The sequence below is a fragment of the Rhodococcus sp. IEGM 1330 genome (assembly GCF_033142445.1).
Lineage (GTDB): Bacteria > Actinomycetota > Actinomycetes > Mycobacteriales > Mycobacteriaceae > Rhodococcoides.
Window position 1 is genome coordinate 57868 of the sequence record NZ_JAWLSB010000004.1, and the last position, 23224, is coordinate 81091.

Annotated in this window: 25 protein-coding genes and 1 tRNA gene; 13 read left to right on the forward strand and 13 right to left on the reverse strand. The window is 64.3% G+C overall.

Annotated elements, in window-relative coordinates:
* Nucleotides 1–48 precede the first annotated feature (48 nt).
* From aceE to R4P57_RS10945, 6 genes are all read left to right on the forward strand, one after another.
* Nucleotides 49–2868, forward strand: coding sequence for a pyruvate dehydrogenase (acetyl-transferring), homodimeric type (gene aceE, locus R4P57_RS10920; RefSeq protein ID WP_317802869.1), 2820 nt, complete (start codon nucleotides 49–51; stop codon nucleotides 2866–2868).
* A gap of 87 nt (nucleotides 2869–2955) precedes the next feature.
* Nucleotides 2956–4350, forward strand: coding sequence for a PucR family transcriptional regulator (locus tag R4P57_RS10925; RefSeq protein WP_317802870.1), 1395 nt, complete (start codon nucleotides 2956–2958; stop codon nucleotides 4348–4350).
* A 128-nt stretch (nucleotides 4351–4478) separates the two neighbouring features.
* Complete coding sequence (locus R4P57_RS10930; protein ID WP_317802871.1) at nucleotides 4479–5387, forward strand: ACP S-malonyltransferase; 909 nt, start codon at nucleotides 4479–4481, stop codon at nucleotides 5385–5387.
* Nucleotides 5388–5473: 86 nt separating this feature from the next.
* Nucleotides 5474–5818 (forward strand): meromycolate extension acyl carrier protein AcpM, encoded by a 345-nt coding sequence (gene acpM, locus R4P57_RS10935; protein ID WP_317803240.1) that lies wholly within the window; start codon nucleotides 5474–5476, stop codon nucleotides 5816–5818.
* A gap of 8 nt (nucleotides 5819–5826) precedes the next feature.
* Nucleotides 5827–7077: a KasA/KasB family beta-ketoacyl-ACP synthase gene (locus R4P57_RS10940; RefSeq protein ID WP_032403883.1), complete on the forward strand. Its 1251-nt coding sequence runs from the start codon at nucleotides 5827–5829 to the stop codon at nucleotides 7075–7077.
* A gap of 127 nt (nucleotides 7078–7204) precedes the next feature.
* Nucleotides 7205–8638, forward strand: coding sequence for an acyl-CoA carboxylase subunit beta (locus R4P57_RS10945; protein ID WP_317802872.1), 1434 nt, complete (start codon nucleotides 7205–7207; stop codon nucleotides 8636–8638).
* A 138-nt stretch (nucleotides 8639–8776) separates the two neighbouring features.
* Here the strand turns inward: R4P57_RS10945 and R4P57_RS10950 are convergent, their stop codons facing one another.
* From R4P57_RS10950 to R4P57_RS10960, 3 genes are all read right to left on the reverse strand, one after another.
* The gene (locus R4P57_RS10950) at nucleotides 8777–9223 is read right to left on the reverse strand and encodes a cold shock domain-containing protein (protein WP_317803241.1); all 447 of its coding nucleotides are present in this window, start codon (nucleotides 9221–9223) and stop codon (nucleotides 8777–8779) included.
* A gap of 90 nt (nucleotides 9224–9313) precedes the next feature.
* Nucleotides 9314–9826: a DUF3145 domain-containing protein gene (locus R4P57_RS10955; protein WP_317802873.1), complete on the reverse strand. Its 513-nt coding sequence runs from the start codon at nucleotides 9824–9826 to the stop codon at nucleotides 9314–9316.
* 144 nt (nucleotides 9827–9970) lie between these two features.
* Complete coding sequence (locus R4P57_RS10960; protein ID WP_317802874.1) at nucleotides 9971–10774, reverse strand: serine hydrolase domain-containing protein; 804 nt, start codon at nucleotides 10772–10774, stop codon at nucleotides 9971–9973.
* Nucleotides 10775–10859: 85 nt separating this feature from the next.
* Between R4P57_RS10960 and R4P57_RS10965 the strand changes: the two genes are divergently transcribed.
* The 7 genes from R4P57_RS10965 to R4P57_RS10995 all read left to right on the forward strand — a co-directional run bounded on the left by R4P57_RS10965 (nucleotide 10860) and on the right by R4P57_RS10995 (nucleotide 15735).
* Nucleotides 10860–12995, forward strand: a complete 2136-nt coding sequence (locus R4P57_RS10965) for a molybdopterin-dependent oxidoreductase (RefSeq protein WP_317802875.1) — start codon at nucleotides 10860–10862, stop codon at nucleotides 12993–12995.
* A 69-nt stretch (nucleotides 12996–13064) separates the two neighbouring features.
* A tRNA-Ile gene (locus R4P57_RS10970) sits at nucleotides 13065–13141 on the forward strand.
* A 243-nt stretch (nucleotides 13142–13384) separates the two neighbouring features.
* Nucleotides 13385–13930 carry a DUF2637 domain-containing protein gene (locus tag R4P57_RS10975; protein ID WP_317802876.1) on the forward strand — a complete coding sequence of 182 codons (546 nt, stop codon included), beginning with the start codon at nucleotides 13385–13387 and terminating at the stop codon, nucleotides 13928–13930.
* An 89-nt stretch (nucleotides 13931–14019) separates the two neighbouring features.
* Nucleotides 14020–14670 (forward strand): Ltp family lipoprotein, encoded by a 651-nt coding sequence (locus R4P57_RS10980; protein ID WP_317802877.1) that lies wholly within the window; start codon nucleotides 14020–14022, stop codon nucleotides 14668–14670.
* 121 nt (nucleotides 14671–14791) lie between these two features.
* Nucleotides 14792–15007, forward strand: a complete 216-nt coding sequence (locus R4P57_RS10985) for a hypothetical protein (RefSeq protein WP_317802878.1) — start codon at nucleotides 14792–14794, stop codon at nucleotides 15005–15007.
* A gap of 129 nt (nucleotides 15008–15136) precedes the next feature.
* On the forward strand, nucleotides 15137–15385 hold the full coding sequence (locus R4P57_RS10990; protein ID WP_317802879.1) for a hypothetical protein: 249 nt from the start codon (nucleotides 15137–15139) through the stop codon (nucleotides 15383–15385).
* Nucleotides 15386–15558: 173 nt separating this feature from the next.
* The gene (locus R4P57_RS10995) at nucleotides 15559–15735 is read left to right on the forward strand and encodes a hypothetical protein (protein WP_317802880.1); all 177 of its coding nucleotides are present in this window, start codon (nucleotides 15559–15561) and stop codon (nucleotides 15733–15735) included.
* A 39-nt stretch (nucleotides 15736–15774) separates the two neighbouring features.
* Here R4P57_RS10995 and R4P57_RS11000 read toward each other — a convergent pair whose 3' ends face one another.
* Genes R4P57_RS11000 through R4P57_RS11045 form a run of 10 tightly spaced genes read right to left on the reverse strand, consistent with a single transcriptional unit; the run spans nucleotide 15775 to nucleotide 23222 of the window.
* Nucleotides 15775–16119, reverse strand: a complete 345-nt coding sequence (locus R4P57_RS11000; protein WP_317802881.1) for a hypothetical protein — start codon at nucleotides 16117–16119, stop codon at nucleotides 15775–15777.
* Nucleotides 16116–17723 carry a hypothetical protein gene (locus R4P57_RS11005; protein WP_317802882.1) on the reverse strand — a complete coding sequence of 536 codons (1608 nt, stop codon included), beginning with the start codon at nucleotides 17721–17723 and terminating at the stop codon, nucleotides 16116–16118. Before R4P57_RS11005 ends, R4P57_RS11000 begins: the two co-directional genes overlap by 4 nt.
* Before the next feature lie 15 nt (nucleotides 17724–17738).
* A complete protein-coding gene (locus R4P57_RS11010; RefSeq protein WP_317802883.1) occupies nucleotides 17739–18143 on the reverse strand; it encodes a hypothetical protein in 405 nt (134 codons plus the stop codon).
* Nucleotides 18130–18576: a hypothetical protein gene (locus R4P57_RS11015; protein ID WP_317802885.1), complete on the reverse strand. Its 447-nt coding sequence runs from the start codon at nucleotides 18574–18576 to the stop codon at nucleotides 18130–18132. The genes R4P57_RS11010 and R4P57_RS11015 overlap by 14 nt, the downstream gene beginning before the upstream one ends.
* On the reverse strand, nucleotides 18576–18932 hold the full coding sequence (locus R4P57_RS11020) for a hypothetical protein (protein ID WP_317802886.1): 357 nt from the start codon (nucleotides 18930–18932) through the stop codon (nucleotides 18576–18578). The genes R4P57_RS11015 and R4P57_RS11020 overlap by 1 nt, the downstream gene beginning before the upstream one ends.
* Nucleotides 18932–19882, reverse strand: coding sequence for a glycoside hydrolase family 25 protein (locus tag R4P57_RS11025; RefSeq protein WP_317802887.1), 951 nt, complete (start codon nucleotides 19880–19882; stop codon nucleotides 18932–18934). Before R4P57_RS11025 ends, R4P57_RS11020 begins: the two co-directional genes overlap by 1 nt.
* On the reverse strand, nucleotides 19879–20418 hold the full coding sequence (locus R4P57_RS11030; RefSeq protein WP_317802888.1) for a M23 family metallopeptidase: 540 nt from the start codon (nucleotides 20416–20418) through the stop codon (nucleotides 19879–19881). The genes R4P57_RS11025 and R4P57_RS11030 overlap by 4 nt, the downstream gene beginning before the upstream one ends.
* Nucleotides 20415–20807, reverse strand: coding sequence for a hypothetical protein (locus R4P57_RS11035; RefSeq protein ID WP_317802889.1), 393 nt, complete (start codon nucleotides 20805–20807; stop codon nucleotides 20415–20417). Before R4P57_RS11035 ends, R4P57_RS11030 begins: the two co-directional genes overlap by 4 nt.
* 9 nt (nucleotides 20808–20816) lie before the next feature.
* On the reverse strand, nucleotides 20817–22385 hold the full coding sequence (locus R4P57_RS11040) for a hypothetical protein (protein WP_317802890.1): 1569 nt from the start codon (nucleotides 22383–22385) through the stop codon (nucleotides 20817–20819).
* Nucleotides 22386–22388: 3 nt separating this feature from the next.
* Nucleotides 22389–23222 (reverse strand): hypothetical protein, encoded by an 834-nt coding sequence (locus R4P57_RS11045; protein WP_317802891.1) that lies wholly within the window; start codon nucleotides 23220–23222, stop codon nucleotides 22389–22391.
* Nucleotides 23223–23224: the final 2 nt, after the last annotated feature.

Sequence of the window (23224 nt, forward strand, 5' to 3'; positions counted from 1 at the left end):
GGGACCGGGCGCCACACCGAGCGTCCGCCACATTGAGGAGTGCACACGTTGTCCGAAGTGAACAGCGGCGAACGGCAGAACACATCGTCTGCAGGAAAACAGGGCTCGGACGGACGGGTCCGCGTCATCCGCGAGGGTGTCGCGTCATACCTGCCCGATATCGACAACGACGAGACCAACGAATGGATCGAGTCGTTCGACGGCTTGCTGGAGAGGTCCGGCCCCAACCGCGCTCGCTACCTGATGCTCAGGTTGCTCGAGCGCGCCGGTGAGCGCCGCGTAGCGCTGCCGTCGCTGACGTCGACGGATTACGTCAACACCATTCCCACCGAGAACGAGCCCTGGTTCCCCGGTGACGAGTCGATGGAACGCCGCTACCGTGCCTGGATTCGCTGGAACGCCGCGATCATGGTGCACCGCGCGCAGCGTCCCGGCGTCGGCGTCGGCGGCCACATCTCCACGTACGCCTCGTCGGCTGCTCTTTACGAGGTCGGCTTCAACCACTTCTTCCGGGGCAAGGACCACCCGGGCGGCGGCGACCACATCTTCATCCAGGGTCACGCCTCCCCCGGTATCTACGCCCGCGCCTTCCTCGAAGGCCGCATCCCGGCCGAGCGCATGGACGGCTTCCGCCAGGAAGCCAGCCATGAGACCGAGGGCGGCGGACTGCCGTCGTACCCGCACCCGCGTCTGATGCAGGATTTCTGGGAGTTCCCGACGGTATCGATGGGTCTCGGCCCGATGAACGCCATCTACCAGGCTCGGTTCAATCACTACCTCAACGACCGCGGCATCAAGGACACCACCGATCAGCACGTCTGGGCGTACCTGGGTGACGGCGAGATGGACGAGCCGGAATCGCGTGGACTCGCGCACGTGGCCGCCACCGAGGGCCTCGACAACCTCACGTTCGTCGTCAACTGCAACCTGCAGCGCCTCGACGGCCCGGTCCGCGGCAACGGCAAGATCATCCAGGAGCTCGAGTCGTTCTTCCGCGGTGCCGGCTGGAACGTCATCAAGGTCGTCTGGGGACGCGAGTGGGACGCGTTGCTGCACGCAGACCGCGACGGCGCGCTCGTCAACCTGATGAACACCACGCCCGACGGTGACTTCCAGACGTACAAGGCCAACGACGGCAGCTACGTCCGCGACAACTTCTTCGGCCGCGATCCCCGCACCAAGGAATTGGTCAAGGACCTCACCGACGATCAGATCTGGAACCTCAAGCGGGGCGGCCACGACTACCGCAAGGTGCACGCTGCCTACGCGGCCGCGATGTCGCACAAGGGCCAGCCGACGGTCATCCTGGCGCACACCATCAAGGGCTACACCCTCGGCAAGCACTTCGAGGGTCGCAATGCCACGCACCAGATGAAGAAGCTGACGCTCGACGATCTCAAGACGTTCCGCGACATCCAGCACATCCCGATCTCCGACGAGGAGCTCGAGAAGGATCCGTACATGCCGCCGTACTACCACCCCGGTGCGGACGCTCCCGAGATCCAGTACATGCTCGATCGTCGCAACAAGCTCGGCGGATTCGTCCCCGAGCGGCGCGTGAACGTCAAGCCGCTGCCGCAGCCGAGCGACGACACGTACAAGACGCTGCGCAAGGGCTCCGGCAAGCAGGAAGTCGCCACCACCATGGCGCTCGTGCGTGTCATGAAGGAGCTGTTGCGAGACAAGGAGATCGGCCACCGAATCGTGCCGATCATCCCCGACGAGGCCCGCACGTTCGGTATGGACTCGTGGTTCCCGTCGCTGAAGATCTACAACCGCAACGGCCAGCTGTACACGTCGGTGGACTCGGAGCTGATGCTCGCCTACAAGGAGAGCTCGGTCGGCCAGATCCTGCACGAGGGCATCAACGAGGCAGGTTCGACGGCGTCGTTCACTGCTGTCGGCACCTCGTACGCCACGCACGGCGAGGTCATGATCCCGCTGTACATCTTCTACTCGATGTTCGGATTCCAGCGCACCGGCGACGGCCTGTGGGCAGCGGCAGACCAGATGGCTCGCGGATTCGTCCTCGGTGCCACCGCAGGTCGCACCACGCTCACCGGTGAGGGTCTGCAGCACGCCGACGGTCATTCGCTGCTGTTGGCGTCGACCAACCCGGCGGCCGTGGCCTACGACCCGGCGTTCTCGTACGAAATCGCACACATCGTCAAGGACGGTCTGCGACGGATGTACGGAGGCACCGAAGGCGTGGAAGGCTTCGGCGGCGAGAACATCTTCTACTACATCACCCTCTACAACGAGCCGTACGTGCAGCCGGCCGAGCCGGAGAACCTCGACATCGAGGGTCTGCTCAGGGGCATCTACCGGTTCGCAGCTCCACAGGAGGGCGACGGACCCGAGGCCCAGCTGTTGGCGTCGGGCGTCGGCATGGTCTCGGCCCGCAAGGCGCGCGAGCTGCTGTTCGAGGAGTGGGGTGTGCGGTCGGCCGTCTGGTCGGTGACCTCGTGGGGCGAACTGCGCCGCGACGGCGTCGACGCCGAACGAGAGTCGCTGCGCAACCCCGGTGCCGACAAGCGCGTTCCGTTCGTCACCTCGGCGCTGGCCGACGCGAACGGACCGGTCGTCGCGTCCTCGGATTGGATGCGGGCGGTTCCGGACCAGATCCGGCAGTGGGTTCCGGGCGACTACGTCACCCTCGGCACCGACGGCTTCGGGTTCTCCGATACCCGTCCGGCCGCGCGTCGGGTGTTCAACGTCGACGCCGAGTCGATCGTCGTCGCCACGTTGTCCGCCCTCGCCGCATCCGGTGAGATCGACAAGTCCAAGGCCGTCGAGGCTGCGGAGAAGTACAAGATCGACGACGTCACCGCGGCTCCGACCTCGTTCGCCGATACCGGTTCCGCGTAGGTTCCACCCTTGATCGACCGACCCCCGTCCCACGTCGCGAAGCACGTCCATCGCGATGTGTGCGGGGGTCGGGCGTAGGTTCTCCTTATGTCCGATGCGAAGCCCGGTTCACCGGACAGTGCGTCCGCACGCGATGTGTCCCGACGCGACGCCTACCGTGAAGCGTTGCGCGAGTCATTGACCCGCGATTCCCTGACGTCGGACAACGAAGTGCACCTTCCGGTCGCCTCACTCGCTCCCTCGCGCCAGAAACGCGATCCACTGCCCGATGCCCTGCTGCGTCGCGTCAAGCAGTTCTCCGGCCGACTCTCGACCGAGGCCGTCACCACGATGCAGGGCCAGCTGCCGTTCTTCGGTGATCTCGACGCCGCCCAGCGTGCCAGCGTCCAGTTGTTGATTCAGACAGCCGTCGACAACTTCCTCGAATGGTTGAAGAACCCCAACAGCGATATTCGCTTCAGCCTCGACGCATTTCAGGTCATCCCCCAAGACCTTGCCCGACGCCTCACTCTGCGCCAGACCGTCGACATGGTGCGGGTGGCGATGGAGTTCTTCGAGCAATGGCTCCCGGCGTTGGCCCGTAACGACCAGCAGCTGGTGGCCCTGACCGAGGCCGTGCTGCGGTACGGGCGCGAGCTCGGTTTCGCAGCCGCCTCGGTCTACGCCAGCGCCGCCGAGTCCCGCGGAGCCTGGGACACGCGCCTCGAGGCCCTCGTGGTCGACGCCGTCGTGCGGGGAGACACCGGCTCGGACATGCTTTCGCGCGCCGCCACGTTGAACTGGGACGCCACTGCGCCTGCGACGGTGCTGGTCGGCACTCCTCCAGAGGATCGAGGCGTCTCGGTGGTCGGAACCGTGCACGCCGTTGCGCAGAAGCACGGCCGTGCGGCACTTGCCGTGGTGCAGGGAACGCGGCTGGTGATGGTGGTCAGCGGTCAACTCGACGACACTGCCACGCATCGCGCGTTCATCGACGACATGCTGCAGAACTTCTCGGACGGACCCGTCGTCATCGGCCCGACCACTCGCACTCTCGGCGCGGCGCACTCGAGCGCGGTGGAGGCCTTCGCCGGGATGCAGGCCGTGGCGGGTTGGCGAGGTGCGCCGCGTCCGGTGCACGCAGGTGAGTTGTTGCCCGAACGCGCACTGCTCAACGACGGTGCAGCGATATCGGCGTTGAACGATCACGTGGTCGTTCCGTTGGCGGCGGCAGGTTCGGGATTGGCCGACACCCTCGATGCGTATCTCGACTGTGGCGGTGCCGTGGAAACCTGCGCACGGCAGCTGTTTGTTCATCCAAATACCGTCCGGTATCGGCTCAAGCGCATCGCAGAGGTCACCGGTCGCGACCCCACTCACCCGCGTGACGCGTACGTGCTCAGGGTCGCGGCAACGGTAGGTAGGTTGGCTCGAACGCATCACGAACCGCGACATCCTGCCCCATATGTAACACAGGTCACATTCGGAGAAGTAGTCACGTAACACCGAACCACCCTCCGGCGATGGCGCATCCCCACGAGGCAATTTGTAGGGTTCCCACAAATTGCTTGTCGAGAGTTCATCGAGCGCGACATCACTCATCAGGCACCCGACGGTGTTCTCTTAACCCTGTGATTGCGTTGCTTGCGCCCGGTCAGGGCTCCCAGACTCCCGGCATGCTGCTGCCTTGGCTCGAATTGCCAGGCGCGGCAGACCGACTCGCGTTGTGGTCGAAGGCCTCCGGTCTCGACCTCGTTCGCCTCGGCACCACTGCCACCGCCGAGGAGATCACCGACACCGCGGTGACCCAGCCCCTGGTCGTGGCGTCGGCCTTGCTCGCATTCGAAGAGATCGCATCGCGCGGCCTGTTCCCCGAGGACGCCATCATCGCCGGACACTCGGTGGGCGAACTCGCCGCCGCTGCGATCGCCGGCGTCATCTCCTCCGACGACGCCGTGTCACTCGCTGCCGTCCGTGGCGCAGCAATGGCCAAGGCGTGCGCACTCGAACCGACCGGGATGTCCGCCGTGCTCGGCGGCGACGAAGCTGCCGTCCTGGCCCGACTCGAAGAACTCGATCTCGCTCCGGCCAACGTCAACGCTGCAGGCCAGATCGTCGCAGCCGGACTGCTCACCAAACTTGCCGAGTTGGCCGAGAGCGCGCCCGAGAAGGCTCGGGTTCGCGCACTGCCGGTCGCAGGCGCATTCCACACCAAGTTCATGGCGTCTGCGGGCGACACCGTTGCCGCAGCCGCTGCCGCGATCACTCCGTCTGAGCCGACGCGAACGCTGCTGTCCAACTCGGACGGTCAGCCGGTGGCCTCGGGTGCCGACGCTCTGAACAAGCTTGCTGCCCAGGTCACTCGCCCCGTGCGATGGGATCTGTGCAGCGCCTACCTGCGCACTGCGCAGGTCACCGGACTTGCGGAGCTGCCCCCGGCAGGCGCACTGGTCGGCATCGCAAAGCGTGAACTGCGCGGCGTTGCCAATCTCGCCCTGAAGACACCGGCGGACATCCCCGCATTGGCCGAGCTCGGTTAGCTCGGCCACACCTCCGCAGTCACAGCACTGCGGATCGAACTTCCACTCCCCGAGTGGCAGAAATGCACAATCGCGTCTCGAAGCACATGTCTTCGGCGTTCGACACAGAAGAGAAGGGACCCACAACAGTGGCCAGCCAGGAAGACCTCATCGCCGGACTTGCAGAGATCATCGAGGAGGTCACGGGCATCGAACCGTCCGAGGTGACCGTCGAGAAGTCCTTCGTGGACGACCTCGACATCGACTCGCTCTCCATGGTCGAGATCGCAGTGCAGACCGAAGACAAGTACGGCGTGAAGATCCCCGACGAGGACCTCGCAGGTCTGCGCACCGTCGGTGACGCCGTGAACTACATCCAGAAGCTCGAAGCGGAGAACCCCGAAGCCGCAGAAGCTATCAAGGCCAAGCTCGACGACTCCGCGAGCGAGTGACTCGACCCATGACCAACCCATCCACCGCCAACGGACGCTTCCCCAGTGTCGTCGTCACCAGCCTCGCTGCGACCACGTCACTCGCGGGTGACGTCGATGCCACGTGGAAGGGTCTGCTGAACGGCGACAGCGGAATCGCAACGCTGGAAGACGATTTCGTCGCCGAGTACGACCTGCCCGTGCGGATCGGCGGCCACCTCGCGGTGAACCCGCAGAGCCTGCTCTCGCGGGTCGAGATTCGTCGCTTGAGCTACGTGGAGCAGCTGGCCACCGTCCTCGGTCGTGAGGTCTGGAAGAACGCCGGTACTCCCGACGTCGATCCCCTTCGCCTCGGTGTGTCGATCGGTACCGGTCTCGGTGGCGGCGATTCACTGATCGACGCCAACGACAAGATGAAGGCCGGCGGCTACCGCAAGGTGTCTCCGCTCGCCGTTCAGATGGTCATGCCGAACGGCCCCGCAGCGGTCGTCGGACTCGAGCTCAAAGCACAGGCCGGCGTCATCACCCCCGTCTCCGCCTGCTCCTCGGGATCGGAAGCCATCGCACACGCGTGGCGGATGATCGTGATGGGCGACGCGGACATGGTGGTCACCGGCGGCGTCGAGGGTTACATCGACGCGGTTCCGATCGCCAGCTTCTCCATGATGCGGGCGATGAGCACCAACAACGACAACCCGAAGGGTGCGTCACGTCCGTTCGACAAGGATCGTGACGGCTTCGTCTTCGGTGAAGCGGGTGCGCTCATGGTCATCGAGACCGAGGAGCACGCCAAGGCACGCGGCGCAACGATCCACGCCCGCCTGCTCGGTGCCGGAATCACCTCCGACGGGTTCCACCTCGTGGCTCCCGACCCGGAGGGCAAGGGTGCCGCGCGCGCTATGCAGCGTGCGATCGAGACCGCAGGTCTGCAGAAGTCCGACATCACCCACGTGAACGCCCACGCAACGGCAACTCCCATCGGAGACACCGCCGAGGCGCTGGCGATCAACAAGGCCGTCGGCAATCACGCAGCGGTGTACGCACCGAAATCCGCTCTGGGCCACTCGATCGGTGCCGTCGGCGCTCTCGAGTCGGTTCTGACGGTGCTGGCAGTGCGCGAGGGAATCATCCCTCCCACACTGAATTTGGAGAATCAGGATCCCGAGATCGATCTCGACGTCGTCAAGGGCGAGCCCCGCGTCGGACAGATCGATTACGCGATCAACAACTCGTTCGGATTCGGTGGGCACAACGTAGCGCTCGCCTTCGGAAAGGCGTGATGCACTGAGTCGTTTCTTCGACTCAGCGAATCTCGCTCTCGCAGTGCATGATCCGGGCTGGGGCCGTTCCCAGGGAACGGCCCCGGTTCGGGCCTCGCCCCCCAGGGGCCCTGAAGAAGGACAAGCGATGACCATTCTGGCCCCTGTCACACGATCCGGTACATCCACCGATCCCCGCGATCCACTCGCCCGCCTCGAGAGTCTGTTCGACGCCGGAACCACTGTGCCCCTGCACGATCGGGACAAGTCCGGCATCCTGGCGGCGTCCGGTGAGATCGACGGCGTCCACACCATCGCGTACTGCTCCGACGCCACCGTCATGGGCGGTGCCATGGGCGTGGACGGCTGCAAGCACATCGTCGCCGCCATCGACACGGCCATCGAGCAGCGCGCTCCGATCGTCGGCGTCTGGCACTCCGGAGGCGCTCGCCTCGCCGAGGGCGTCGAAGCTCTTCACGCCGTCGGACTCGTGTTCGAGGCCATGGTTCGAGCGTCCGGACTCGTACCCCAAGTTTCCGTCGTCCTCGGCTTCGCAGCCGGAGGCGCCGCGTACGGTCCTGCGTTGACCGACGTCGTCATCATGGCTCCCGAGGGACGCGTGTTCGTCACCGGTCCCGACGTCGTCCGCAGCGTCACCGGTGAGCAGGTCGACATGGCCTCGCTCGGCGGCCCCGACACCCACCACAAGAAGTCCGGCGTGTGCCACATCGTCGCCGACAGCGAGATGGACGCGTTCACCCGCGCCCGCCGTCTGGTGTCCATGTTCTGCGAACAGGGCGAATTCGACATCGCCGCCGCCGAGCACGGAGACACCGACCTCCGGGCGCTGATGCCCGAATCCAACCGTCGCGCATACGATGTGCACCCGATTGTCCACGAGCTGCTGGACAACGTCGAAGGCGAATCGACCTTCGAGGAGTTCCAGGGCGGCTGGGCCCGCAGCATCGTCATCGGCCTCGGCCGTATCAGCGGCCGCACCGTCGGCGTCATCGCCAACAACCCCATTCGCCTCGGCGGTTGCCTCAACTCCGAAAGCGCCGAGAAGGCAGCCCGTTTCGTCCGGTTGTGCGACGCATTCGGCATCCCGCTCATCGTGGTCGTCGATGTTCCCGGATACCTACCCGGGGTCAGCATGGAATGGGAAGGCGTCGTACGCCGCGGAGCAAAGCTGTTGCACGCCTTCGCCGAAGCCACCGTCCCCCGCGTCACGCTGGTGACGCGCAAGATCTACGGCGGCGCGTACATCGCCATGAACGCCCGCGCACTCGGTGCCACCGCCGTCTACGCCTGGCCCGGCTCCGAGGTCGCCGTGATGGGCGCGAAGGCCGCCGTCGGCATCCTGCACAAGAAGGCGCTCGCAGCTGCTCCCGAGGAGGAGCGTGAGGCACTGCACGATCGCCTCACCGTCGAGCACGAAAGCATCGCCGGTGGCGTCGAGCGTGCCGTGGCCATCGGAGTCGTCGACGAGGTCATCGAGCCGAGCAAGACCCGCAGCACCGTAGCCAAGGCTCTCGCGGCCGCGCCTGCGGCACGCGGCAACCACAAGAACATTCCACTCTGATCGCTCGGCTTCGCCTGCGGCCCTGACCCAAGGCACCGCCCCCGGTTGGGATCAATGCGGCTCCGAGGCGCTCTGAGTGCAACAAAGCCACATTCATCCGGAACCGAACGGGCCCGAGCGGGCGGGCGAACTACAGCGTCAGTTCTCGATCCACTTGTGGTCGTGAGCCACTCGCAGCATCGCTGATCGGATGTCGAGGATCTGCGCTGCCGTCACGGTTCCGTTGGACGTCAGCAGTGCCTCGGTCACTTCGGCAGTGAAGTCCGCCTCGGAGAGCACGTCGCAGATGACGTCTTCGAGCTGCTCGTGTTCGCTGATCGGAACGTCGTGGAACGGCACGTCGGGCTTGCGTCGGGTGACCAGCGCGGTCGATGCCGGACCGTCGATGATCTGCACCTGAGTGGCCTTGAGTCCTCGATCGCCGTCGACGGCGACGTATTCGACACGAACCCCCGGTGCCAACAGCCTCTTGTCGAAATCCAGATCGTTGACGTGGATGAACACGTCCTCGCCGCCCTCGTCCGGCGCCACGAATCCGTACCCCTTGAACTCGTCGAATCGAATCACTTTTCCGGTCGACAACATCGAACTCACCACTCCACGGTCGTTCCCACATGCCTACCCCAGGCACGGACGCAAACTACCGCGACACCGAACCCCCAGCAACTCTCACGACTAGCCGACGTTGCGGCTCAACCACGTCACTTCGGCTCCGGCACCACCGGTGCGGAACGGCTCGAGGGCGGCGTCCCAGTCCGTGCCGAGAGCGTGCTCCACGGCCGCGGTGAGGTTGCCCTGGTTGTTCTCCATGAGGGCGCGCAGTCGCATCTCGCCGAGCACCACGTCACCGTTCGCGCTCGTCGATCCGCGCCACAGCCCCAGACCGGGAACGTGCGAGAACCGTTCGCCGTCGACGCCTTCGCTGGGGTCCTCGGTCACCTCGAAGCGCAGCATCTGCCACGAGCGCAGGATGCCGACGAGGGTCGCCCCGGTGCCGACCGGGCCGATCCAGTCGGTGGTGGCGCGCAGCTGCCCGTCGGAGGCCGGCTGCACCGACCACTTCAAATTCGCACGGCAATCGAGGGCGTCGGTCAACGCCCATTCGACGTGCGGGCACAGCGCAGCGGGCGACGAGTGGATGTACACGACACCCGACGTCGCATCTGCGAATTGGTTCGATCCACGCATTGCACTACCTCCAGCTTCGACGAGGGACGTCTTCCCCAACGACCTCGACATGCTTCGGCTGGCTGCAGTGAATCAACACGTATGTGTACTAGTGTGCCCCGAGTTACCCCTGTTGCGCCAGTGCAATCTGTGAACGGTCGGTATTCACCCTGCCAGGACGGCGTCGGACAGTTCGGGCCACAGCGGTTTCGCCCAGTCTCCGAAGGCCCGGTCGGTCAACACCACGCACGCGGTCCGCACGGACGGGTCCACCCACAGGAACGTTCCGGCCTGACCGAAGTGACCGAACGTGGCCGAAGAGTTGGTGCTTCCGGTCCAGTGCGGGGCCTTCTCGCCGCGCAGCTCGAACCCGAGTCCCCAGTCGCACGGCTTGTGCGATCCGTACCCGGGCACGATTCCGTTGAGGCCAGGGAACTGCACAGCGGTCGCCGACGCCAGTGTCTGCGGCGCGAGGAGCGTGGGTTCCAACAACTCCGCAGCGAAATTCTTCAGGTCCGCCAGGGTGGAGGTGGCACCGTGGCCTGCCGAGCCCGGTAGCGCGGTGTTCGGCATCTGCAGCGGCCCGCACACTGCCTCGTCCAAGTAGTCGGGGAAGGCGATGCCCGCCTCGGTTTCGATCAGTTCGGCCAGCACCTCGAAGCCGGCGCTCGAGTAGATCCGCTTGGTACCGGCCGGTGCATGGACTGTTCGGTCGCCGAACGCCAGTCCCGACGCGTGCGCCAGCAGATGCCGAACCGTCGACCCTTCCGGCCCTGCGGGTTGATCGAGCTCCACCGCGCCTTCCTCGACGGCGACGAGAACCGCGTACGCACTGAGCAGTTTGGTGACCGAGGCCAGCTCGTAGACGCGATCGGTGTCGCCGACCTCTTCACGAACTCCGGAGTCGGTGACGACTGCTGCACTGACATGGTCGACGGGCCAGGAGGACGTGAGATCGAGGGTGGTCACGATTCACGAGCCTAATTGTCGGTCGATGACGGTGCCCCGGTCCCCCGCCGGGCTACGCTCGCAGCACATGAGTGGGAGGAATGCGATGTCGGTTGTGTATGGATCGTGCAATCTGTGCGAAGCGATCTGTGGGCTCGAGTTCACGGTGGAGAACGATGCGGTGACGTCCATCCGCGGTGACGAGAAGGACCCTCTCTCGCGTGGCCACATCTGCCCGAAGGCTCTGTCGCTGATCGACCTGCACGCCGATACCGATCGACTCACCATGCCGGTCAAACGTGTGGGTGAGAAGTGGGAGAAGATCGGCTGGGACGAGGCATACGACCTCGTGATCGACGGTCTGATCTCGACGCGCAAGAAGCACGGCCGCAATGCCGTCGGCATCTATCAGGGCAACCCCAACGTGCATTCGATGGGTGCGATGACGCACGGCATTCCCTTCACCTCGCTCCTGCGGACGCGTAATCGATACTCCGCCACCTCGTTGGATCAACTCCCGCATCAGCTCGTCGATCACCTGCTGTACGGGCACCAACTGCTGCTGCCGATCCCGGACATCGATCGAACCGACTTCTTCCTCGTCCTCGGCGGCAACCCGATGGCGTCGAACGGCAGCATGATGACCGTCCCCGATTTCGCCAAGAGAGCACGGGCACTGCGTAAACGGGGCGGCCGCCTGGTCGTGGTCGATCCACGCAGGACCGAGACCGCGGACATCGCGGACACACACTTGTTCGTTCGCCCCGGCACCGACGCACTGCTGCTGCTCGCGATGATCCACATCATCGTCGCCGATCGCACTGTGAGCGTGGCCGACTACATCGACGGGGCCGATCGGCTCGCGGATCTCGTCGCCGAATTCACACCGGAATCCGTCGCTCCGGTCGTTGGGATTGCTGCGGAAGAGATCTCGACCCTGGCACGTGATTTCGCCTCGGCGAAGTCCGCAGTGGCGTACGGCCGAATGGGGGTCTCGACCCAGCAGTTCGGCACCGTGTGCCAGTGGGCGATTCAGGTACTGAACATCATCACGGGCAATCTCGATCGACCTGGCGGTGCCATGGTGACCGATCCCGCGATCGATCTGATCAAGCAGGGCATCGTCGGCCGCGGCCATTTCGACAAGTGGCGCAGCCGTGTTCGAGACCTGCCCGAGTTTGCGGGCGAATACCCCTGTTCGACGCTCGTCGACGAGATCACCACCGAGGGCAAGGACCAGATCCGCGCGATGGCGATCCTGTCCGGCAATCCGGTGTTGTCGATGCCCGGCGGCACCACCCTGAACGACGCGTTCGCGGGTCTAGATTTCATGGTGTCGTTCGACTTCTACATAAACGAGACCTCGCGTCACGCGCACGTGATTCTGCCGCCGACGATGTCTCTCGAACGCGACCACTACGACCTGATCTTCAACTCCTTCGCGGTACACAACACTGCCAAGTACATGCCTGCGGTGCTGTCCAAGAAGGCTGGCGCAAAGCATGATTGGGAGATCTTCCGGGATCTGTCGCTCCGCTACAAGAGCCGGATGGCCGGTTCGACGGTCGGCCGACTGAAGTCACGATTGACTCCGAAGAGCGCGATCAGCGAGGCACGCCTGCGGCTGTCCCCCGCCCGCACGCTGGACATCCTGCTCCGCAGCCAACGAAAAGGGTTGTCGCTCAAAAAGCTTCGGGCCAACCCACATGGTGTCGATCTCGGACCATTGCGGCCAGGCTTCCCTCAGAAGCTGAAAACGCGGGACAAGCGGGTGCAGCTGATCCAGGACATCGTTGTTGCCGAACTTCCCGCGTTGGTGGACCTGATGCATTCGAGCGCCGTTGCGACCGGCGATGAACTGTTGCTGATCGGTCGACGACACCTACGTAGTAACAACTCGTGGATGCACAACACCGCCCGGCTCACCAAAGGCAAAGCGCGACATCAGCTTCTCGCTCACCCGGACGACTTGGAACATCGCGGCATCGAGGACGGGGCGATGGTGTCGGTGACCTCCGCCGCCGGGACCGTCGACATCGAGGTGGCGGCGTCGGAGAAGATGATGCCGGGTGTGGTGAGCATGCCGCACGGGTTCGGACATCAGCGACCCGGCGTGGAGCTGTCTGTTGCCACGACGGTGACCGGCCCCAGCGTCAACGACATCACCGACCCGAGCCGCGTCGACGCCGTCTCGGCGAACGCGATCCTCAACGGCGTCCCGGTGCAGGTCCGAGCGAAATAGCTGCCCCGATGCACCGACCAGGCGGCGTGATTCTGTACGATTCTGCAGGCTCGTACCTGGTACGGGCATGGGGCGGTAGCTCAGTCGGTTAGAGCCGTGGACTCATAATCCATTGGTCGCGGGTTCGAGCCCCGCCCGCCCCACCAACATTCGCCCAGCTCAGGGCCAACTATTTCCAGTCCTGCAATAGTTCGATTGCTGGTCTTGCCCACAATTTGCCCACGGTCACAGATACATCCGATCTGGGCAAGCAACACGCGCACCCACAGCATCGCCTCCACCACCGCCGGATCGTCCGGGTCGAACCCCTCGTCGACGATCGCGGCTCGCTCCTCTGCATCCATACCCACTTCGACGTCGCTGGCCGGCGTCCGGTTCCGGGAGAACCCATGTCCATATCCACAGCTCTGACGACGGCACGCCGCGGCACCGTCTTCCTGTCCCTCGTCTGCTTCGCGATCTCGTACATCGCTCTTGCGGATCTCGCACGCATCGCCGGTCTCGGCCCAGAGGCGTACCTCTGGCCGGTGATGATCGACGGCACCATCGTTGTCGGCACCGTGGCAGTAGTCGCGCTCGGCGGCGATCGCACCGCGTGGTCATTGCTGGCCGCGTCGGCGCTAGCGTCGATCGCGGGCAACGGGATACACGCATGGCTGACGCCGGGCTCTTGGATCTCCGTTGGTGTCGCGCTCACTCCCCCGGTGTTCCTGCTGTGGGTCACGCACCTGACCGTTCGACTCGGACGGCGCGGTGAGTCCGAAGAGGCGGAGCCGGTGCCCGATATGCAGCGAGCCGAGGTTCTGCGACTGATCGAATCGGGCGGTCTGTCGATGCGCGAGATCGCACGGCGTGTGGGCACCAACGACCGGACGGTGCGGAGGTGGCGAGATGCTGCGCGGCAGGACGACACCGCCTCGGACGTCGCCGCGTGATCAGTCCGGTATGGGGCGAATGAAACATTCATACCCGAAAGTCTGATAAGAAATCCGAACGACCACTCACTCGAACACATGGAGACCTCGTGACCAACCCCAACGACCCGAATCAGCCCTACGGCCAGCAGCCGTACGGCGCTCCCCAGGGTCAGCCGTATGGCCAGCAGCCCTACGGGCAGCAACCGCCTGCGGCACCGGTAAAGAAAAAGCGCAAGTGGCCGTGGATCGTCGGTGCCGTGATCGCGCTGTTCGTCGTCATCGGAATAGCAGGCGGCGGCGGCGACTCCGACACCGAGACAACGGCTACGTCGACAACGACATCAGCCGCTCCGGTCGCACCCGCGGAAGCCTCCGCAGCTCCGCAGCCCGCCCCTGCTGCTCCGCCGGCTGCCGTTGAGCCGGTCGAAGAAGTCGAGACGGCAGCCCCGGCCCCCGCGGCACCCGCTGAGACAGTCTCGCAGCGTAATGCAGTGCGGTCGGCTGAGACCTACCTGGATGTCAGTGCGTTCTCCCGCCAGGGACTGATCGACCAGCTGGTGTTCGGTGACTTCTCGGAAGAGGACGCGGCATACGCGGTGGACAAGATCGCGCCCGACTTCAACGAACAGGCAGCGAAGAGCGCCGAGACCTACCTGGACATCAGTGGCTTCTCGCGTCAGGGCTTGATCGATCAGCTTGTCTTCAGCGGCTACACCGAGGAGCAGGCTGCGTTCGGAGCGGACAGCGTCGGTCTGTAAAGATCCTCCAGCGGGCACGGTTTCGTGCCCGCTGGGTTCGAGCGTGAGGGTAGATAGTTAGTTAGCGGTACGACTGTCCTGTGCGAAGCATGACGGTTCACTAGTGCGCTAGTATCACCGCATGGACGAGACCGAGATCCGTAGTAATCTTCGCCGCCTTCGCGACAAGCGCGAGAAGCTGACGGCCCAGATCGCCGAGTTGGACATGGAGCGCGCCGAGACGGTCGCAGCCGGATTCGATTCGGGGCTGTCCGCATCGGCGATGATGGAGGACTCGGGACTCTCCCAGCAGCGACTGTCTCAGCTCAAGCGCGGCGGAGCCAAGGGTCGACTGTGAAGTAGTTAGTTAGCGGAACGACCAAGTTCCGAGACCGACCGAATTTTCTGAAATCTTTTCTCCCCCAGGGGTTGTGCGTGAGTTACTAGCGTGCTAGTATTTAGGTACACCACAACGAGGGAGAAGAAAATGACCACCAACCACCAGATCATCACCAGCCACCTCGAGGCCGCAATCGAGATGCACCGGAACGTAGAACTTGGAGCCTGGGAGCACGCGATCACCGCGCTGGCCCTCGCCTCCGCCGCCGAACTCCCCCTCCTGATCGAAGAGGCCGAGGGGATCATGGGCCGCATCGACCACGACTACAACTGCAAGTGGTGCAGAGGAAAGCTGGACGCCGGCACCCCGCCCCAGAGCTTCTACTGCACCAACTGAGCCCGAGGGGCCGGGGAAACCCGGCCCCGGCCCGGCTGGACCCGAGGACGTCTAGTTCGCACGCGCAACGAACTATCTACCTCTCACCCCCAGCGTCGCACCCCGAGTTGTGGTGACTCACCTACTTGCTTCGCCTAACGAAAGATTTCTCCGTCCGACCCGAAAGGCACGCCATGACTCACACGCTCATCGTTCGCGCTCTCGACATCGACCCCAGCGAGTACGACCTCGCCGCACTCCTCCGCGACGCCGAGATCTCGCTCGACCCCCGCGGCCGCCATGCTGCGCTCGACGACGACGAGGTGGAGCTCCTGCGCGAGTTCGCCGCTCGCCACCGGCTCCCCCACTGAAAGACGAAACGCCCCGCCTCGGAGTGAGGCGGGGCGGGTCTATCGTCGCCAGGCGTTGATCGCGAACCGGACGATGGTCTTGACTGGATGAACTTGCAGGTTGATGGCCCAGTTGATGTGGTCGAGCGCTGCATACAGCCCGTCGACCGCGTCACTGGCCTTCTCGCTGTCGTACGAGATGTGCGCGTTGACCGCCTCGGCTCGGCAGATGTACATCGGCCACGACCGCGGCGACATCAGCTCGGTCGTGTTCTGGTCCGGGACGATCTGGACGCCGTCCTTCTCGGTCAGCACCCAGATGTCGTTGTTCCGAGCGTTGGCCTTGTTGTGCTCTAGCAGCTCGACGAAGCGGTCGAACGTCAGGAACACGACCGCATCGCTCATGCGACCAGCTCCGTATCAGGGACGTCGTAGGACAGCCAGTCCGCGATGCGCGGGCTGTTCTGGAACGGCGTCCGTGACACCCCGACGCCCGCGAACCGCCGCTGTGGGCCGTACGGCACGGTGCTCGACGCGATGTTCGTACGGATCACTTCGATGCCTTTGTGGAAAACGAGTACGCGCTCGGGATAGAAGACGTCGTCGACGATTTCGCCCTGCTGCACGGTGATCTCGTCGCCCAAGTTCACCACTGCGGTGATGGTCACCGCCGGTGCGTACCCGCCGCCATTGGTGATGACCTGGAGCTGGATACTTCCTTGCCGCCAACCCAAGGCGAGACCCGACGATCGGTTCTGCGTGCACCGAAACAGCACCCGTGCCCACGCGTTCGGCGTCTCGACGGCCGGAATCGACCCGACGTGAATCGTGTGAACCTGTTTGTCGGTGGTCAATGGACTCGACCACAGCGCGGTTGCGTTGCCGTCGTTGGTGTCCGTGAAGGCGACTTCGTTGGAGCGGATCCCGAGAGCGCCCGACACCGACCACTTGCCGCCGATCCCGAACAGCCCGCCCGCATCATCGCGGTCGAAATTGTCCGAGTGGTATCGCTTCGCCTGCGCCACAACGATGTTGTTGCCGACCGCGACGTAAACCACGAAGCCCGACGGATACACCGGCCACGTCAGAGACGATTCGGGAATCGAGTCGGGTGCGGCAGTCGCGGACGAGATGGCCGTCGTGGCGCTGATCTGTCGCGGGTAGAAGCCCTGCGGTCGCTCCGGTGTGAAGTTTTCGGTGCCAGCGAGGTACACCGTTCCCACAGCACGGAAGCGGACCGCGACCCAAGTACCTGCCTCGACAATCGCATCCGCAAAGTTCGTCGGAGTGGAGGTGTGCGAGGCACTCGTGAGCAAGCTCGCGAGATTCGGACTCTCCGGTGTCAGGGCAGTCATGTCCCCAGTGGGCGAGACCGAGAAGACCCGCGTGTAGAGGTCGGTCGGAGCGCCTCTGGCGTAGAAGTTCAATCCGGACAGCGCTATATCGATCGGAATGCGAATGAACGCGAACCACTGCTGATTGGCGGGTAGTAGCTTCTCGGGCAGCCGAGTCATGCGGACCGCGACCGAGCCGATAGTGTCGTAGTCGGTGAAGGCGCTGGCCCCAGTTTGGTTGTTCTCACCGTGCCGGTGCTGTGTGATGTTTACATCGGCGGGCATCATCTTCAGATCCGAATGCGGAATCGACGGCCACTCCGTGCCGTTGATCGCCACGTATCCCGGTGTGGAACTTCGTATGTCGAATACTTCGAGCTTCTGCGTGACAACTTTCTGTACCTGCACCACGGTCTGCGCCGCACCCGTCGCGGTGTTGATTGCAGTATCGGCCTTCTGGTCCGTCGCCTTGAGTGCGCCCGTCAGGTCGATCAGACCACCAGTGATGCCCTTCAGGCCGAAGACCAGCGAGGAGATGAACCCGTTGAGCCCACGCGCGAACCCGCCGAACATCAGCCCGATCAAGCCGTTGTTGGTGAAGTCCGTCGCCATCTCGCTGACATCGGACCATCCGGTGTTCGGCTGTGCCCCTGTGGAATTGTCGGGTGAGGTCAACTGTGGTCACCTCCCCTACTGTGAGCGGCCCTCAACTGCGCGCCGAGTGGCGGCCACTTCGTCCTTGAGTGCGTCGAGTTGCCGCTGGACATCCGCCAACTGGCGCGAGAGCTCTCTGGCCTGGTCGGCGTACTGCGCCTTCTCGGCTCGCTCTTCCTTGAGTTCGTTCTCCAGGAATGCAATTCGCACTTCCTGTTGCTGAAAACGCAGGTCGTCCAGATGCCCCTGGGCTTCCAGCGATTTGCGGCGGCGCTCAAGCTGGCGCAGTTGGCGTTCACTGATCCACCGGCCGAAGGGGCCCAGCAGTTCTTGAACCTTCCGGGAAAACAGAACTGCGATTGTCGCCAGAGCGAGCGCGATGAAGGCGTAGATGACAATGGGATTCTCGTAGACATGCTGCGGGACTTCAGGAGGTGGCATCGTCGGCCACCATTTTCTCGACGATCACCTGAGACCACGCGGAGAATGCGATCACCATATGCAAGATTCCTCCGCCCATGATTCCGGCACCGGTGCGGTAGCCGGAGATTCCGTCCGGACCTACCACCACCAGGAGCTGCCCGAACCCGAGGGCCATCATCGTCAGTCCGGCCGCGAGGTGGCCGACGATGAGCAGTGACCGCATACCCGAAAAGGTCCCACTGACGGCGACCACGCAGGAGGCAAGCAGGATTGCCCCCCACAGCCATAGTGGTGCTGCACGTTCCACGACTCCGAGGCTCGCAACGGGGCCGGTAACTCCGCTGAGATAGTCGAGTCCGCGGAGGGTGACCGTCCACAGAATGGTGAACTTGATCCACGCGGTCGCCGTCTCCCCCAGGTGGATCGGCTTGGGGATCAGCTTGCGCGGCATCAACCCGCCTGGTGTTCGCCGCGATTACCGAAGTACGTCCCGGCCTCGCGCGCAGCTCGCAGGATCGCCTGCACGTCGACCTCGCGACCGTTCCTGACGGCGTCGATCGCATCGGCTGCGACCGCGGTGCCGAGCTCGATCACCTTGGCCTCGGGCGTCACCTGAGCGCGTGCAGCCTCCGCCGCGCTGACGCCGAGGACGCCGACTGCCAACGCCTCCAGGAGTCCGCGGACCAGGTCAGCAGTGGCTCCGTCGATGACACCGCGCGTCACCAGAATTCCGACGAGAATGACCAGTAGTGGGTAGACGTACAGCCGGATCGGCTCGTACGCGCGCAGCTTCGCGAGAAGTGTCATCACTTGCCGCCCTTCAGGAGTGCGAGGATCTCGTCGTTCTGACGCTTGATGTGCGCCATGCCGTCGACGATGGTTCGGCGTGGGACAGCGGAGTCCTTGCCGTCGCCGAGCTGCTCCCAGCCCTCGAAATTCGGCCCACCTGTGAGCTGGGTGAGGATGACGGCAATCGCCTCGGTGAGGAATCGGTTGCGTGCAGGGTCGGTCTCGACGGCGTGGCCGAGGATGTCGAACCCCTTACCTTCGGGACCGAAGAACTGTCCTGCCACTGCGGATGCGTCACTCACGTCGAACTCCGATTCTGGTGTGGCCGCGCCGAACAGCGCAGCGAGCTGAGAGTCGTCACCGCGGAATGCGTTGACGTCGATCGATTGGCCGGCAACCCGACCCTGTTCGGAAAACTGCAGGAACGCGACGTCCTTGTTCCCGAACGGAAGCCATCCCTGACGACCGTCGGGTCCGCGCCAGTCGTCGCCCGGGTACAGCTTCGACGCATAGTCCGAGCCTCCGACGTAGTGCGAGTTCCACAAGGGAGCGGGAAGCCATGACAGGTCGAACGACTTCATTCGGCTCGACCAGTACCACCTCGGGATGTAGACCGGCAGGAGGCGAGCGCCGCGGTCGAGGAACGCCTGTACCCGCTTGGCGAGATCCTGAGCGGACCCGGCGCGGTCCATGTCCTCGTAGTCGATCTGGACGAGTGATGTGCCGCCGTGCGCGAAGTAGGCATCGGCTTCTCGCTGCGGATCGGCATCGACCTTGCAGAAGACATATCCGGCGTTGCGGCCGGGAAAGTGCTCGGCCATCTGCTCTTTGGCGCGCGGCCAGTACGGGTCTCGGTAGCCAGTCCCCTCGGTCACCTTGTGCGTGGCGAACGAGAAGCCCTCGCGCTTGGCTGCAGCGAAGTCGAAGTTCTTCTGGTGGTTGCTGACGTCGATTCCGTACAGCGTCATCGTCGTGCTCCGATCAGTTGCGTGAGAATCTCCGACCACAGAGCATCGTCGTCGGTGACGGCCGGGACTGGCACGGGCGGCGGTGCAGGCTGACCGGGCCACAGAGCGCCCGCGAGCCATGGAGTGGGGTCGAGTCGGTCAGGGCCGGGGTTCGACCACACAGCACGGTGTACCTCGAAATGCAGATGCGGAGCTATCGGCTTCTCGCGGGTGCCGCCGTTGGTCGTCGAATCGGGGTTGATGTACCCGATTCGCTGACCGGCTTCGACGCGCTGCCCGACACGGACCTCGGGGATGATGTGCCCGTAGACAGTCAGTCCCGATCCGTCGGCGGCCGAGTGGTCGATGTTGATCCACTGCCCGAACCCCGACGCCGGACCCGCCTTGGTGACGGTGCCGCCCTGCGCGGCGTAGATCGGTCGGCCGCCGGACCCGCCCTGGCGTCCGTAGTCGTTGCCCCAGTGGAATGTTCCCCACCGCGGCGCGAACGTCGAGGTCACGTAGAACCCGAATTCGACGGGCAGATACCTGGTCATTCGGTTACCTCCAGTTCTGGCTCGGGCCCGGCGTACGACGTGAGTACGTCCTGGACCAACGCCGCTCGATCGGCGGGTGTGAGCTCGTCGAGCTTCGCCCTGGCCTGCGCCAGCGGATCTGCCGTGACCGTCGGCTCGGGCCGGGTCTTGGCCGTCCACTTGCCCGGGTTGTGGGGATGGATCGGTCCGGACTTCGGCGGGTCGTATCGGTCCAGCGACTCCCGAACCTGCTCGAATCCGAGGCGCTCGAGGTGGCGGCCGAGCGAGTTCATCTGGTCGGGCTCGAACTTCATCGGCGGCGAATCCTCGCCGTGCGATGCCGGGTGCATGAACACCCACGCGAGCGGGTGCAGACCTTCGTCGCGCAGTACTGCTTCGATGTCGACCACATGGACTCCTTAGATCGAGCTGGCGTGCTGACGCAGTGCGCCAGAGAATGTTTCGAGATGCCGCAGCGCAGTAGTCCCGGGCGGCTCGGCCGCGCGGTAGTCGCCGACGCGGATCTCCCAAGGGTTCGCTTCGGTGCGCGAGCCGGTCTGTTTGACCGACGCGATGTTCGAGAGCCAGATCTTGTTGCCGATCTCGAACCCGCAGTGCTGTCCCGTGTCGACATGACGGCCAACGCTGTACGGCGAACCGTCGTCGACCTCGGCTGCGAAACTGACGTATCCGCGCGCCTTGAACAGGCCGACGCGGCCGACCTGCAGCCCCGACGGCGAGACCGCCACTCCCCCGCCGCCCTCGAATCCCGACTTGTGCGCGTATCGGCCCATGGCCGCCTTGCGGTTGAAGTCGGTGAACAGCGCCCAGGCGAGGATGATGTCCTCGACCGCCTTGTCGAAGATGCCGAGCGTCAACCACGGCATGCCGATCAGCTGGCCGAGCATGCCCAGGAGGATGTTGCTGATGAGCTTCGAACCCTGGTTGATAGCGTCGGGCGATTTGCCCCCTGAGGTAATTGTATGCTCAATTGGTTTGTGAATACTCATCTTTGAGCGCAAACCGAGGTGCTGATCCTTACGCCAGATAACCCACGGCGTGGTGCCGTCGATGCTGGCCGGATCGGTGTTCGGGTCCGCGATCGTGACCGTCTCGCTCGTGCCGTCAGGCAGGATCATTCGGATCAGATCGAGGAGTGGATCCAGGATCGTGCCGGTGATGCCCGACGCCGGGCGTCGCTGAATAACATTGAAGCAGATGGTCGGACGGTCGAGCGTCATGTGGTTCGGCGCGGGCTGCGGATCGCCGGGGAGCCAGAGCTTCGCTGTGAGCTGGAGGCCCGCGCCTTCGAGCGTGGGCTTGACCAGGTCGTAGAAGTTGTCCATGCGCGCGCCCAGGCACGTCCACTCCGAGAGCTTCTCGCTTTCGAGAAGTGGCAGCATGACCATCGGCCATTCGGCATTGCGGAAGTTGAGACGCCAGTTGCCCGGTGACCAGATGTCGAATCCGGGAATCCAGAACAGGGCCTGTTCGCGCCAGAGGTTCCGATGGGCGTACCCCTTGATCACGCCGATCGCGTTGCCTGCCTGCAGGTCCACCTTCGGCACCTGAACGAGGATCGTGCTCATGGTGTTCGGCCAGCACTGCAGATGCTTGGTCTCATCGAAGATGTGCAGGGCGATCGGCCGGACTACCTCGATGCCGTTCTCGTCGACCTCGGTGTCGATGTCGAACACCTTGTAGGTCTCGCGCTTCCACTTCGTCTCGAAGACGAGGAAGATGTCCGCATCGACCGGTTGCTCGAGGAACCACTGAGCGATGTCGTCTTCAGCGGGGATGTCGACCCACGCCTCGCCCGCGTCGTTGCAGATGTCCTCCCACGAGTACGCGTTCTCGCCTACGACGTCGTCGATGTAGGCGAGAGACTTGTCGCGGACGTGAATTCGAGGCCGCGCGCTGGTTGCGGCCTCGTCTTCGGCGAACCGTTGGTCGATGATCTGCAGGCCTTCGTCGAGATCACGACTCACGGATCACCCCCAAGGCATTTCGTGGTTGCGACGCATGATCGCGCGGATCTTGCCCGGTGCCGACGCGGTGATCGCCACAGGCAGATTCACCGGCGTCGTTGTGCGCTTTGGGATCTCGTACATGAACGAGACGCCGCGCATCTTGGCCCACTCATTCGTTCCATCGGTGGCGGACGACAACGTCTCGAAGGTTTTGCGTGTGCGCACTTTCCAGACGTCGGCCTGCGCCGGTATCGGCACCATGCGACCCGACAGGGCGTCGGGAAGCTGCAGTGCCGTGAACGGCGAGCCGCCCCATTCCATCCACAGCGGTACGTCTGTGGGGTTGTCGATGGGGAACGTCAGGTTGGTCGTACCGACGCCGAAGTCCTTCTCGATCGTGACCGCGTCCGAGCCCAGGAACGGCCAGCAGGCGACGGTGACCATCTCGATCTCCATGCGGGTGGATTGCATGTTGAACGAGGTGACGTCAGGCTGCATCTCACGATCGAGACGCAGCCTGAGTACGCGATCGCCGAACACTTCTGACTTGGTACGGAATTCGAGATCCTGCTCGAACTCCCAGGTGTTGTTCCATTCGGCGTAGAGCTCTTCGAGATCTGCCCTGGTGCGACCTTCGAGGCGAACCTTGAAATCGACCAGGCGTTCCTCGATCTTGGTCATTCGGGGTGTCGAGCCGATCTGATACGCCCGTGAGGTGCGAGTCGGGGTGCGCGGCGCGGCCGAGAACACTCCGTTGAGACCGTGGATGATCCACGCGTCTCGATCGGTGTGCCCCGGCCCGCCGAGCGGCCACCACGCACCGCCGGTGCGCCGAATTGCGATCGACTCGCGCATCG